The organism is Streptomyces sp. NPDC059256, assembly GCF_042753785.1.
In the GTDB taxonomy this organism is placed as follows: domain Bacteria; phylum Actinomycetota; class Actinomycetes; order Streptomycetales; family Streptomycetaceae; genus Streptomyces.
Genome location: NZ_JBHYZO010000003.1, coordinates 308,836 through 322,094, shown reverse-complemented (window position 1 = coordinate 322,094; position 13,259 = coordinate 308,836). Strand labels below are relative to the sequence as shown.

General features: G+C 68.7%; 8 protein-coding genes and 1 tRNA gene. 3 read left to right on the top strand and 6 right to left on the bottom strand.

The features are described from left to right. Window positions 1–622 precede the first annotated feature (622 nt). The 3 genes from ACFXJL_RS09440 to ACFXJL_RS09430 form a co-directional block, all read right to left on the bottom strand. Window positions 623–1,174 (bottom strand): single-stranded DNA-binding protein, encoded by a 552-nt coding sequence (locus tag ACFXJL_RS09440; RefSeq protein WP_384690753.1) that lies wholly within the window; start codon window positions 1,172–1,174, stop codon window positions 623–625. 201 nt (window positions 1,175–1,375) lie between these two features. Next, a complete protein-coding gene (locus ACFXJL_RS09435) occupies window positions 1,376–3,319 on the bottom strand; it encodes a GTPase (protein ID WP_384690750.1) in 1,944 nt (647 codons plus the stop codon). A 5-nt stretch (window positions 3,320–3,324) separates the two neighbouring features. Continuing rightward, a complete protein-coding gene (locus ACFXJL_RS09430) occupies window positions 3,325–4,932 on the bottom strand; it encodes a dynamin family protein (protein WP_384691354.1) in 1,608 nt (535 codons plus the stop codon). A gap of 309 nt (window positions 4,933–5,241) precedes the next feature. Between ACFXJL_RS09430 and ACFXJL_RS09425 the strand changes: the two genes are divergently transcribed. Further along, a tRNA-Arg gene (locus tag ACFXJL_RS09425) sits at window positions 5,242–5,314 on the top strand. 297 nt (window positions 5,315–5,611) lie between these two features. Here the strand turns inward: ACFXJL_RS09425 and ACFXJL_RS09420 are convergent. Continuing rightward, the gene (locus ACFXJL_RS09420) at window positions 5,612–6,835 is read right to left on the bottom strand and encodes a hypothetical protein (RefSeq protein ID WP_358877556.1); all 1,224 of its coding nucleotides are present in this window, start codon (window positions 6,833–6,835) and stop codon (window positions 5,612–5,614) included. A gap of 862 nt (window positions 6,836–7,697) precedes the next feature. Here ACFXJL_RS09420 and ACFXJL_RS09415 point away from each other — a divergent pair. Both ACFXJL_RS09415 and ACFXJL_RS09410 read left to right on the top strand, forming a co-directional pair. Then, window positions 7,698–8,348, top strand: a complete 651-nt coding sequence (locus tag ACFXJL_RS09415) for a DUF4956 domain-containing protein (protein WP_358877555.1) — start codon at window positions 7,698–7,700, stop codon at window positions 8,346–8,348. Further along, complete coding sequence (locus ACFXJL_RS09410; RefSeq protein ID WP_384690746.1) at window positions 8,345–9,298, top strand: polyphosphate polymerase domain-containing protein; 954 nt, start codon at window positions 8,345–8,347, stop codon at window positions 9,296–9,298. The genes ACFXJL_RS09415 and ACFXJL_RS09410 overlap by 4 nt, the downstream gene beginning before the upstream one ends. A gap of 1,075 nt (window positions 9,299–10,373) precedes the next feature. Here the strand turns inward: ACFXJL_RS09410 and ACFXJL_RS09405 are convergent. After that, window positions 10,374–10,892 carry a hypothetical protein gene (locus ACFXJL_RS09405; RefSeq protein ID WP_329019066.1) on the bottom strand — a complete coding sequence of 173 codons (519 nt, stop codon included), beginning with the start codon at window positions 10,890–10,892 and terminating at the stop codon, window positions 10,374–10,376. Continuing rightward, window positions 10,889–13,030: a SulP family inorganic anion transporter gene (locus ACFXJL_RS09400; protein ID WP_384632681.1), complete on the bottom strand. Its 2,142-nt coding sequence runs from the start codon at window positions 13,028–13,030 to the stop codon at window positions 10,889–10,891. Before ACFXJL_RS09400 ends, ACFXJL_RS09405 begins: the two co-directional genes overlap by 4 nt. Window positions 13,031–13,259: the final 229 nt, after the last annotated feature.

Below are 13,259 nucleotides of genomic sequence, written 5' to 3'. Positions count from 1 at the left end.
GGGGCCGAGGAGATGGCGGCCGGATGCGACGGACGGTGATCCGAAGACAACGAGCACCCCCGCAGCACGCTCTGACCACGCCCGCACCGGTGACCGCCCCCTCGCCAACGCCCTTGACGACCCCTCGCCGCCACAGCGCACCCCAGACCACTTGGCGAATCGAATCCGCAATCCGGCGTTCGGCGTTCGGCGTTCGGCGTTCGGCGTTCGGCGTTCGGCGTTCGGCGTTCGGCGTTCGGCGTTCGGCGTTCGGCGTTCGGGTAAGGATGGGACTACATTCCGTGCTTGTCGCGGGGAACAGCCTTCCACCCAGAACAGCCACTCCTTCCGTCGTTCCTCCCCAATATCCTGTTGCACGCGGTCCCCTTCCTTGTCCACCCTCCTTCCTCACTTACGTCCTCATCGATAACCCGGCACGCAAGGCCCGCGTTTCCGGGTACCTCCCGCCTCGGGAACAACGACGGCTCGGGAGGGAGCGTCCACACGGGGGGTGCCTGGGAGCCGGGTACGAGCCCCCAGGCAATCCCAAGCCGTCAGAACACCAGTGGACACAAGAGCAAGAGCTACGGCGTCAGAAGCCCAGCCAGCCATACGGTCAGAAGCTCAGAAAGTCAGCAGAGGTTCAGAAGGGTGCTTCCGATGTGGACTCCGCCGAAGGAGCACCGGCACCCTGCGCGGCATGGGAGAGAACAAGTTGCACTTCGTGCCCACCCCTCTCCTGTGATGCGCTTTCAGAGCGGTCGCCGACTCGACGGCTGTCCCAACCGCTGAGAGCGGTCCCGCCCGCCGCCTCGGTCGCCGTGCGTGCCTCCGTCCTGCCACCGCGTCGGAAGGCCGCCGTACCGCGCGTCAGATCGTGTCCCACCGCCAGGGCTTCGATGTCGACCGACGTCCTGCGCTGCCCGTCGCGCTCCTCCTCACGCACCCGCAATCGGCCATGGACCACCAGAGGTTCGCCGACTGACACCGATCCGGCGAGGTTGATGGCGAGGGACCGCCAGGCGAAGACGGTGTAGAACCCGGTGCGCCCGTCGATCCAGGCAGCGCTCTGTTTGTCCCAACGCCTGGGAGTGACGGCGATACGGAAGCGCGCCATGCCCCCACCCGCCGCCGTCTCCCGGTACTCCACCTGTGTGGCGGCATTGCCCACCACGGTCACCAAGGTGTCATTCATGGTCCCCGCCTCCCTCTGCGGCTGATCCGGCACCCGGGCGGGGAGAGGAGCACGCTGGAAGTCGAGCACGAGGGGTCCGGTGGTCCCTTGATCTGCCCGATCCGGCTCACCCCGCGGGTACCGGTGTTCTTCGTGGCCCTCGGTCCGGGGCCACGAAGAACATCCTGAGCGCACGGAACAGAAGCCGCTCGGGCCTGTGGACTACCGCCCGGTTGTGGAAAACCCGGTCACTCCCAACTGGGTGCCGCCGCCCGTACGGACTTCATGGCCATCGATGTCCGCGGTCGGGCCACCGCCAGCACGCTTGGCCGCGCCACCGGAGCCTCCCCTAGCGCCCCCGTGGATGGAGCGCGGAGCCCGACCCCGGGTTCCGGTCACCGCCCCGGTCCTACCCGCCACCGTCGCGTACTGTTCGCGGACCTCGCGGTACCGCATGAGCTCCCCCGCGACCGGATCGAGCACCCGCGCTCGGCCGCAGCCGGCCGCGGCTTCCCTCAGCCGTCGCTCGGCGTCCTGTCCGTAGCGTCTGGCCGGCCCTCGTACGGCAGCCGTGCAGGCCCACTCCACCAGTGGGCCGCCCACGATCCCGGCTGCCATCAGCAGGGCGGGAACGATCAGGCCGGGCGCCATGAATCCGATGATCTGCCCCACCAGCCACAGCCCGCCATAGATCTGAAGCAGCGTCATCCCTGCCTGGGCCATCACCGCCGCCGGCCACCACGCGGGGCGCAACGGTCGTTTACCGGTGGTCGTCGCCTCGCGTACGGCCAGTTCGTCCAGCGCCTCGGGCAGCCCTTCGGCGCCGCGGACAGCGGCCTCGCGCACCGCCTGCGCCCAGGGGGTGGGCAAGCCGGCTGCTGCCTCGTCGGCGACCGTACGGACCGCCTGTTCGACCCGCTGCCGGGCCGTCAGTTCCTCCTCCACCGGTGGTGCGACCGGGGTGAGCGCGGCCCCGGGCGTCCGCGTCCGCTCGTACCAGCGCCACAGCCGCAGCCACGGCGTACCGCAGGCGCGCCCCGCGTGCCGCCGCCATTCCCGTTCGGCCGCCTCGCCGGCCGCCTTGGCTCCGACCGCCTCGGCGAGGCGCGCGGCGAAGTCCTCGCGCGTCCGCTCGTCGAGTCCCGTCCTGCCGTCGGCCACATAGGACGTACGCAGTTTGGCTGCGGCGACGTCGACGTCGGCGGCCAGCCGGTGGGCGGCTGCGGACCGCTCCTGGACGAAGGTGCCGATCACCTCGCGCAGTTCGTCGACGCCTTCGCCGGTGAGCGCAGACAGGGAGAGCACGGTGGCGCCGGGTTCACCGTGTTCGCCCACCGCCATGCCGTCGTCGTCGAGGAGTCTGCGCAGGTCGTCAAGGATCTGGTCGGCCGCGTCGCCGGGTAGCCGGTCGATCTGGTTAAGCACCACGAAGGTGACTTCGGCATGGCCTGCCAGCGGACGCAGATACCTTTCGTGCAGTGCTGCGTCCGCGTACTTCTCGGGGTCGACGACCCAGATCACCGCATCGACGAGGGCCAGGACCCGATCGACCTGGTCGCGATGTCTGACCAGGGCCGAGTCATGGTCGGGGAGGTCGATGAGCACCAGGCCGGACAGCTCGTCGGCGCCCCCGGCCAATGGGCGGCGGCGCAGCCGGGAGGGGATGGCCAACCGGTCGAGGAGGCCGGCGGCACCTTCTGACCAGCTACAGGCGATCGGTGCCGCCGTGGTCGGTCTGCGGAGCCCGGTCTCGGAGAGCGGCACCTGGGCGAGCGTGTTGAAGAGGGTGGACTTCCCGCTGCCCGTCGCGCCGGCGATGGCGACGACGGTGTGGCGCGAGGAGAGCCGTTGGCGGGCGGACGCTTCGTCGAGGACCCGTCCGGCCTCGGTGAGTGCGCCCTGGTCGAGCCTGGTGCGGGAGAGGCCGATGAGTTCGCGCAGCGCGTCCAGCCGGGCGCGCAGGGGGCCGTCGTAGTTGCCGCCGATCGGTAGCTCCTCCTCGGCGGCTGCGCCCTGGACGACGGCCGTACGCTCCCGGGGCTCGTCGCTGCGGTCGGTGGCACGTCTGGCGATGAGCCCGTCGTCCCAGCGGGTGCCCTCGGCGTCCGGCGGCGCGGGTACGGGTTCCTGGACGGTCGGGTTCTCGTCGCCCGTGATGGCGGTCACCGCCGTCACCTCACCTTCTGGAGTACGGACAGGGCGGCGATCAGCTCGGCCTGCGGTTCGGGGGAGACATCGAGGGCGTCGAGGGGGGCGAGGCGTCGGTCGCGTTCGCTGTTGAGCACCTCGTCGATGGAGGTCGCCAGCAGTTCGCCGCCCTTGTCGCGCAGGCGCAATGCGCCTTGGGCCCCGATCCGTTCGGCGAGCTGCTCGCCCGCGGCCTTGGCGCGTCGGCCGCCCAGGAGGGCGGTGGCGACGAGTGCGGCAACGGTCTCGGCGTCGGGCGCGGACGGGAGGTCGAGTCCCCGTACCTCTTCGTCCGCGTGTTCTTCGAGCTCCCGGCGCCAGCGGCGTACGGCGATGCCGATGCGCTCGGCGGCCTCCAGGTCCAGACGGCCTTCGAGCACGACGTTCTGTGCACCGGGTTCGGTGCGCCAGGCGTCCTGTACGTGTTCGTCCGCGGCGGCCACCGCGCACTGCACCAGGGCGCAGAGGCTGCCGACGAGGGCGTCGAGCAGTTCGGCGGCTGAGCTGTCGCGGGGGAATCCGCGCCAGCGGGTGCGTGCGTCTCCCGCGAGTACGGAGCCGGCTTTGAGCTCTCGGTTGAGCCGCTCGCGTTCCCTTCCGTACGCCTCTTCGACGACGCCCATGAGGCGTACGGCTGCGGCGTACTGCCCGGCGACGGCCGCGGCCAGTTCCGGCATGCGGGCCTTGAGCGAGTTGATCACGCCGGTCGCGGTCCGTCCGATGGCCTGCTGCCGGGCGGCGGGGTCCTGCACCCGATGGGCGAGCCAGGCGAACAGGGGGGCGACGGCCGTGGTGGGGAGTAGTCCACTGCCGCCGCCGGCGGATTCGGGGAGTTCGGGGATGGTGAATCGGGGGACGTCGCCGAGTCCGGCCTTGGTGAGCAGCGCTGCGTACTGCCGTGAGACGTCACCGATGACCTGGTGGGGCACTCGATCGAGCACGGTGACGAGGGTCGCGTCGTACTCCTTTGCGGTACGCAGGAGGTGCCAGGGGACGGCGTCGGCGTACCGGGAGGCGGTGGTCACCATGATCCAGACGTCGGCGGCGCAGATGAGTTCGCCGGCGAGGAGCCGGTTCTCGACGACGAGGGAGTCGATGTCGGGCGCGTCGAGGAGCGCGAGTCCACGTGGCAGGGAGGGCGCCTTCTCGATGCGCAGGGCCCCGCCGTCGGGCACCGCATCGGGTGCGCTCTCGTGGTCGGGGTCTTCGATGTCTTCCTGCTGGGGGAGCCACACACGGGTGAGCTGTGGGAATACCCGCAGGTCAGCGAACCAGTGGTGGTCGTCGGGGTGACAGACGAGAACGGGGGTGCGGGTGGTGGGCCGCAGCACGCCGGCTGCGCTGACGCGTCGTCCGACGAGCGAGTTGACCAGTGTTGACTTTCCGGCTCCGGTGGATCCGCCGACGACGGCGAGCAGTGGGGCGCCCGGGGTCTTGAGGCGGGGGACGAGGTAGTCGTCGAGCTGTGCGAGGAGTTCGGTACGTGCCTGACGTGCGCGGGGTGTGCCGGGAAGGGTCAGAGGGAGACGCACGGCGGCGACACGGTCGCGCAGGGCGGTTAGTGCGTCGATCAGCTGGGGCCGTGCATCCAAGGTCACCACATGGGAAGAATGCCTAATTTTGGCAGCTTTTTGAAGCGTATGGGAATGTCTGCGCGCCGGTCGGACACTTGGGACACTTGGGATGAGTGGGGCGCAGGCATAACGAGTGCACAACACCCAGGACGCGAGGCGTGAAAAGCGATGCAGGAATCGCACCTGCCTGCGATTATCGGTTCGCTTCACCGAACCTACACAACGTGCCACGCAGGTGAAGCAACCGGGTCAAGGCGACAGGAGCCCTATCCTTGTGCCCGGCAAGGTCACGGACCCCAGGGCTCCGGTAGCCGCGGCCACCAACCGGCCCCCGTAGCTCAGTGGATAGAGCAGGCGCCTTCTAAGCGCTTGGCCGCAGGTTCGAGTCCTGCCGGGGGCACACACCCAGCCTCACCAGCGCAGTCGCCGGTGAGGCTCTTGCGTTTACCTCCGGCACCCCGCTTCTAGGCCAAGCGCCTTGGCTGCCCGTCGACCGTGGGCACCGGGTTCGCGGGCACTCCAGGACAGCCTTGGACGTTCATGGTCGCGTCCCGCCCCCGGCGCCGGTCCTCACCCCGGGCGTCTGCTGACGGCCTCGGCGCCGCTGAGTCTTGGAAACAGCTCGAAGCCGCTCGCCACACCTCGACACAGCACAGCACAGCACGACACGGTCTCGGACGGCGACACCCGCGTGGCGCTAGATCGCGTAGTGCCAGAGCGTGACCATGTGGGCGCCGTACCAACAGCCGAAGAGGGTGGCCGCGGTCAGGGTGATCACCAGGGTGCGGGGGCGCACGGTGGACAGGGCCTTGGCCAGTGGCAGGAGGAAGAGGACCGCGGGGATCAGCAGGCGGAGCTTGGAGTGGTAGTAGTTGCTCTGGCCCAAGGTCAGTACGAGGACCGTGGTGCCGTAGACGAGCAGCGGGGGCCACGCGTCGCGGCGCCAGGCGATGACGGTGGTGCAGACGGCGGCGACGAGCAGGACCGCGGTGCTCACGGACACCCAGCCATCACCGCGTTGGAACGTCTCCCCCAGGAATCTGAAGAAGGACGACCCGTTGTCCCAGCGGGTCCCCCAGCCCGCTTCCTGGATGACGAACCAGGCGTTGAGCTGGCCGGCCCGATTGCCCACCCAGAGCAGATAGAGAGGGGTTCCGGCGCAGGCCAGTGCGACCGCGGCGAGCGTGCGCCAGGTGGGGCGTCCGGCGCGGCGGATCTCCAGCACCACCGCGAGTACCACGGCGAGGGTCAGGGCTGCGGCGGCCGGGCGGGTCAGGCCCGTCAGCAGGGCCAGGGTGCCCGCGGTGAGCCAGGCGCGGCGATGGGTCGCGAGGAGGGTGGCCGCTGCCAGCGCGAGGAACAGCGACTCGCTGTACCCCATGAAGAAGGCCAGGGCCATGGGTTGGGCACCGGCCACCAGGACGATGGCGATCGTCGCGGTCCGCGTGCCGTGGAGCCGGGTGATCAGAGCGTGCAGCGCCAGGAGTGCGGCGATGAGGGCGAGGTGGGCCACGGCGATGGCGGCCGTACCCGCTTCAATGCCCGTCAGTTGGTGGAGGCCGCGGACCAGGAGGGGGTAGAGCGGGAAGAAGGCCAGGTTGTTGCCGGCCGGTTCGCGGTTCTCGTCGTAGCTGAAGCCATCGGGGTATCCGTCGGCGGCTATCGAGGTGTAGAGCTGACCGTCCCAGGAGAGCAGTCGGTCACGGATGCCGGGCCCACCCGGGCTGATCATCGCGGCGAGGATCAGCAGGTGCGCGGCGACGCTCGTGGCGTAGACCGCGAGGACCGTGCCCACGGTCGGCCCCCACCCTGCGGCCGACGGCAACGCCAGACCGCGCGGCGCCCCCAGACGGGAGCGGAACCGGGGCGGGGGGAGTGCGGCGGTCGTCGGGCGAGCATCGCTCTGCGTCTGATGGGCCATCGACTCCTCGCAAGGTCGGTTCTGCTGGCCTTACATCCAGGAGCCGGACAAACGGAATGAACATGATGAACGGGGTGAAACAGACTCCACCCTGTCGGTTTTCATACATTCACACTACGACAGGCATCCGTCCCGCAACACCACCGCGTCACCGCCACCCGGCACCCCTGCGCCGAGCACACACTCGCCCCCCTGAGCCACGGGACGGCCCCCGCCCGGAGCGGGTGCGAGGACCCGAGGCCCACCCGTCAGGACCCGAGGCCCACCCGTCAGAAACCCCGGGGCGGCAGCGGGCGCGAGGCCCCGGATCGATATCCGCCGCCGGCACGGCTCCATCCGCACGACCTCCCCCGCAGCAGGAATCGCCCGATGCGCCCATCGCCCGAATGACCAGCACCGACGTTTCCGGAAACCTCTGCACCTCCGCAGGAATTCGCGCAACCGGAACTGCGATCCCGAGGTTTCCGATCGACCGCCCTTACACCTATACATAAACATGGTTGATCCAGCAAACTTCACCTTGCGAGCGCCCTGGAGGATTTAAATGAGCGCCGTCTCACGTGCACACCCCTACAGCTTCTGACATGCGACGACATCGGAATGCTTTTCATCGTTCAAGCGACCGAACAGGATTCAACGAATCGTCGCCATAAGCCAACCAGGGCCCCCCTAGGCATGATCGGGTATTTCAGACCATGAGCCGTCATCAACCACCATCCACAGGGGGCTATGTGGCCGAAAATCTCCCAGCAACCCTTTTTACATAAACGGATATACCCTTTCCCGTTTCTTTGCAATGCATTCGCCTAGGATTCGCGGCAATCCCAAATCTTCACTCTTTCCCCTTAGGAGGTGTGCAACCTTGGAGTCCCTGAGGCAACTCGCCACGCACCTTGTCCTCGATCTCGTCACCGTGTCCCTGCTGGCGTTCGCCGTGTACTACCCGAGGCACCGCCGCCGTGATCTGTTGCCGGCCTACCTCGCGCTGAACGTGGCCCTCTTCACCGTCGTCGCCGCACTCGCGCAGGTCGGCGGCAGTGGCGGCGCGGCGCTGGGGTTCGGTCTCTTCGGCGTGCTCTCGATCATCAGGCTCCGCTCCGACTCCATCCAGCACGAGGAGGTCGCCTACTACTTCACCACCCTGGTGCTGGGCCTCCTGTGCGGTCTGCCGCAACTGGACATCCGGCAGGCGGGCGCGCTCTCCGCGCTGTTGCTGACCGTCGTGTACGCGGCCGACCACCCACGGCTCTTCGCCCGGGCCCGCCGTACGGTCGTCACCCTGGACGCGGTCTACGGCAACACCGCTGAACTCCGTGCCGATCTCCACCGTCGTCTGGGAGAGCCCCTCAACTGGACCGTCATGGAGGTCGACTACGTACGCGATCTGACCGTGGTGGACGTCCGGTACCGCGTACCACTGGAAGTCAAGAAGACAGCCGACGAGCAGCAACCCGAACCGGAACCCACCGCACTGCATCCCCGTACCCCGGAGCCGTCGTTGGAGGCGGCGTGACCACCGTCGCGACCCCTCGCCCCCGTCACCACGGCACACCGGCGGCCCTGGACTCCGCCGATGAGCCGACGACCGCGCTCCACGACGGCGCACCCGAACAGAAGGGACCCGATCACACCCCGCACCCCGCACCTCAGGACGAACGGGAGCCGTTCCTGCCGGGCATGGACGACATCGCCTGGCCGATCATGAACGCCCGTTCCATCTCCCTCGCGGAAGTGAAGGAGCGCGCCGAACTGCTGGCCCGCTTCGACCAGGCGTACCTGGTCCCCACTCCGATCTTCGCCGCGCTGACCGCGCATCTGACCGACCCCCGTCGACCACAGGGACCGTTCCGGGCGCTCACGATCGACGGGCGCCGCTGGTTCCGCTACCACTCCGTCTACTACGACACTCCGGACATGCGGTGCTTCCACGAACACCGACAGGGCCGCCGACTGCGGTTCAAGATCCGCGAACGGATCTACCAGGACTCCGGAGAGCGCCAGTTCGAGATCAAACTCAAGGGAGGGCGCGGCGAGACCGTCAAGCACCGCCGCCCCCTCACCGGGCACGACACCCCGCTCGACCCGTCGTCGCGGAACTTCCTCGCCGATGCACTGCTCACCGCGTACGGCATCCAAGCGCCCACCGCGCTCTCCCCCTCGGTCACCACCGACTACCAGAGGGCCACCCTGGTCTCCGACGGAGAACGCATCACCTGCGACGCACGGCTGCGCTGCGACGACGTCCGGGAGGGCGGTGCCGTGCGCTGCGATCCCGGACTGGTACTGGTCGAAACCAAGACGACGGGTCATCTCACCGAGGCCGATCTCTTCCTGCACGCGCAGGGAGTGCGGCCGGCGGTCTTCACGAAGTACTGCGGTTCGCTCGTCGCGCTCCGACCGGGGCTGGCCGGGGGCCGTTGGCGACGGGCCGCACGGCGCGCCTTCACCGGCGACGCCTCCTAGGCCGGCCGGTGGGCCCGGAGTAGGGATCGCGTTCACCGCACCGCCCCACTCGCCCCACCGGCCCCGAACCGTACGACGGTGTGAACGTCGGTCACGACCCCCAGCCGATGTTCCCGCCGACGTACGAGGTGAAGCCGCCCGGCCCCGGTCCCGCCTCCGGGCCGGTCGGCTTCACCGCCCGTACTCCCCCGGCCCACCGCACCCCGCAGATACCGGGACGGCGGCCTGGTTCAGGCGACGAAGGCGAACTCCACCGCTGCCAGGGCTCTTCGAGCACCGACGACGACGGGCGATGTGGTGGGGTGCGGTCCATGTCGACGCGGGAACCGTCGTGAACTCCACCCCCACCAGCCGGAACCACTGGCTTCGGCCAGCCCTTCCTCGCTCACTCCGCCGCAGAGCCGGGCGCCCGTCCGGTGGGCGCGTGCACCAGACCGTCACGTTTGGCGCCCCGCGGAGATCTGACGGTGGAAGATCCCTGAGACCGAACCTGCATCTGGCCGACCGGGGCACTCCCGGTCGGCGTCGGCAACTCCGCTGAGAACTTTGCCCCTTGGTCCTTCCGCGCATCGGTGAGACCCCCCGATCGCGCCGGCCGGGGGCCTTTCACGGCCGCGGGCCTGGTCCATCCGGCCGTAGGAGAGCCGCACACGAGTCCTGTGTCCCCACTGTGAGCGGAGCACCGGGGTCGATGGCGCCGACACACAGCGCGATCAACGAGGGTCGGCTGCCGAGGCCCTGCCTCAACCGGGACTCCGCCATGGGGCGGGCGGGATGGCGAGGGGCCTGACATATGAAAGGGCCGGGCGGCCCGGCCGCATTTCCGGGTCGCCCGACCTGATCACCTCACCCGGGGCGGGTCGGGGCGCCCGGGTGCGGGTCTTCGGGGACGGTCCGCGTGGCGTGCGCGCCGGACCGTCGGTGGGGCAGAAGTAGGGGGAGCCCCCTCCCTGCGGGAGGCAGTAGAGGGGGCTCACCAGGGCCCAGTGGGGGAAGCGCTTGTCGCTCAAGGCCCTGGGGCCGCCCACGACACCCTGCGGGATGTCGGTGCCGTGGACGACGTCTCTATGCCCTGTCAGCTCGCCGCGGTCGGCGGGAGGTCGCGCTTGTCCGCGGTGCTGACCGGACGCTCCGCAAGACCGGCGGTGGCCGCGTCCTGGGGTGCGAGGAGGTACTTGTGCAGGGAGCGGAGGAACTCGAACAACTTGTCCTCCTCCTTGGGCCTGGCCTGCTGCCGCCGGTCGTAGACCGAGCGGTCGTACGCGGCACGGTCATGGCTCACACGGTCGTACACCGCATGGTCGCTGCCGTTCCGCTCGGTGCTGTGCCGCTCGGTGACCTCGCGTTCCGTCACCGGGCGTTCGGTCCAGGAGCGGTCGCTCCAGTCCCGTCCGCTCCACGGCCGCTCGGCCCGCGGGCGGTCTGCCCCGTGCCGGTCGGTCAGGGGGCAATCGGTCCTGGCGCAGTCGGCCCGATCGGCGCGGGGCCGGTCGATCCGCCGTGGCCGCCCCGGCTGATGCCGGTGGTGGCGCAGGTCCTTGAGATCCCGTAGGTGGAGCGCGTCGGCCAGCGCCGATTTCAAGGGTTTCCTCATCGTCGAGTCCCTTCGTCGTGCTGCTGCTGAACGGCCCAGTCGTCATTGGGTCCCCAGTAGCCACCCTGCGGCGGCTGCTGGTACCCCTGCGGTCCGTATCCCTGAACCATCGGAGTGCCCTGGTAGGGGGTTTCTTGGGGGCCGTATCCCGGAGGTGGTGCGTATCCCTGTGGCGGCATCTGCTGCTGGCCGTCGTGCGGAGCGGGCTGTTGGCCGTTGTGCACACCGTTGTGCTGCGGGCCATGCGCCTGGTTCGGGATGTGCACCTGGGAGTGCTGGCTGTACTGGGGCTGCTGGTGCAGCGGTCGTACTGGCACCTGCCCACCCATGCCGTACTGGTGGTTGGGGTGCTGAGGTGCGTGCGGGTAGTTCTGCTCTGGGTGCGGGTACTGCGGGTACTGGTACTGCGTGTGCTGCGGGTGCGCGTGCTGGTTCTGCGCGTGCTGCACATGTTGGGGGTGCTGGTTCTGCGTGTGCTGGGGGTGCTGTGGTGCATGGGGGTGCTGGTTGTTGTGCTGGTGCTGCTGCGCGTGCTGGTGCTGTCGCGCGTAGGGGCTGCCGTGAGCCACGTGTGCGTGACCGTAGTTCGGAGCCGCCGTGTGCGCCGTGTGCTGGAAGGCGGGGGCGGGGGCGGGATCCGGTGCGTACGGCGTGGGCTGTGCGGGCTGCTGCTGGGTGTCCTTGACCGGAGTGTCGAACTCCTCCGTGACGGGCTCGTCGGGGACGACGACCTCGTCCACCTTCTGGACCGTCGGATCACCCGGCAGGATGCACTCGACGTGCTCAGCACCGGCCTTGCGGCGCTGCTCCGCGAACTCCTCGATCTGGGCACGGCAGGCCATGTCCAGGTGCGAGATGCCGCTGCCGTCGATGTAGACGCGCTCCTTGTCCTGGATGGTCTCCAGGGCGTCGATCAGCTTGGGAAGGCGCAGGAAGGTGACGTTGCCCTTCAGCTCCAGCCGTCCCATGTCGCCGTCAGTGGTGGTGCGGATGGTCATGTGGCTCATGCGGATCGCCGTGAGGATGATGGCGACCGCGAGGCCGGCGACCACACCATCGAGCAGGTTCGTGACCACGATGGCGAGGGTGGTGATGAACATGATCGCGCCCTCGGCACGATCCTTCTTCCACATCGCAAGGAAGGCCGGAGGGTTGAACAGCTTCCAACCGGCCTGGAGGAGGACACCGGCGAGCACGGTGATCGGGATCAGTCCGAGCAGCCCCGGGAGGAGCAGACCGAAACCGAGGAGCCAGGCTCCGTGCAGGATGCGGGAGAGCTTGGTCTTCGCACCTGCTTGGACGTTGGCGGCACTGCGCACGATGACGGCGGTCATGGGCAGCGCACCGAGCAGTCCACAAACGGTGTTGCCGACTCCCTGGGAGAAGAGTTCGGCGTTGTACTTCGTTGGAGCTCCGGTGTGCATCCTGTCCACGGCGGCGGCGCTGAAGAGGCTCTCAGCGGACGCGATCACCGTGAAGGTGACGATCATCATCAGGATGGCCGGATCGAACAGTTGGCCAAGCTGGGACGGCCCGATGAAGTTGACCGCATCGATCATGCTTCCGAAGGAGACCTTCTTCACCCCGTCGAAACCGGGGAAGGCGGCGATGATCGCCCCCAAGATCACCGCGACCAGAGGCGCGGGGACCTTGCTGATCGGGGCGGGGACCTTCTTCCACATGAAGCAGATGACCAGCGCCATGACGCCCAGGATGAGAGCGGCGCCCTTGTCCCGGTCCCCGAGTACATCGGAGACCAGGTTGGGCAGGCCGGCCAAGTTCTTCAGGGCCGTACCGAGCTGCTTGGAGTCCACCAGGGCGTACATCTGGCTCAGGATCAGTGGCACGCCGATACCGGCCAGCATGCCCTGCACCACGGAGAGCGAGATGGACTGGAACATCCGGCCCAACTTGAGCATTCCCAGGATCATCTGCAGGATTCCGCTGATGAACACGACCGGACCGAGCATTCCAACGCCGTGTTCGGTCACGAACTCCAGCACCAGCACCGCCAGGCCGGCGGCGGGGCCGCTGACCTGGAGGTTACTGCCGGGCAGAAATCCCACAATCAAGCCTCCGACAATGCCGGAGATGATGCCTAGGGCGACAGGGACGCCAGATGCGGCAGCGACACCGATGCACAGGGGAAGAGCAACAAGGAAGACGACGATCGACGCACTGAAGTCAGTACTGAGAGCGCTGGTCAGCGATGGGGAGGCGGTGCCCTTCGCAGGGGTGGCGGCACCCTTCTTCGCATGCTTTCCAGCGTTAGGAGAAGTCGTATCAGTCGACACAGTGTTCCTTTCGCCGCAGCCGGATGCCGATGAGCTGGGGGAGCTCTAGCGCGGCAGGCCGCTGCGTGTGGGG

Excerpts from the sequence above, each read along its gene's own strand:
- ACFXJL_RS09420 (WP_358877556.1), bottom strand. The coding sequence starts at position 6,835 with ATGGCCCATCAGACGCAGAGCGATGCTCGCCCGACGACCGCCGCACTC.
- ACFXJL_RS09405 (WP_329019066.1), bottom strand. The coding sequence starts at position 10,892 with ATGAGGAAACCCTTGAAATCGGCGCTGGCCGACGCGCTCCACCTACGG.
- ACFXJL_RS09440 (WP_384690753.1), bottom strand. The coding sequence starts at position 1,174 with ATGAATGACACCTTGGTGACCGTGGTGGGCAATGCCGCCACACAGGTG.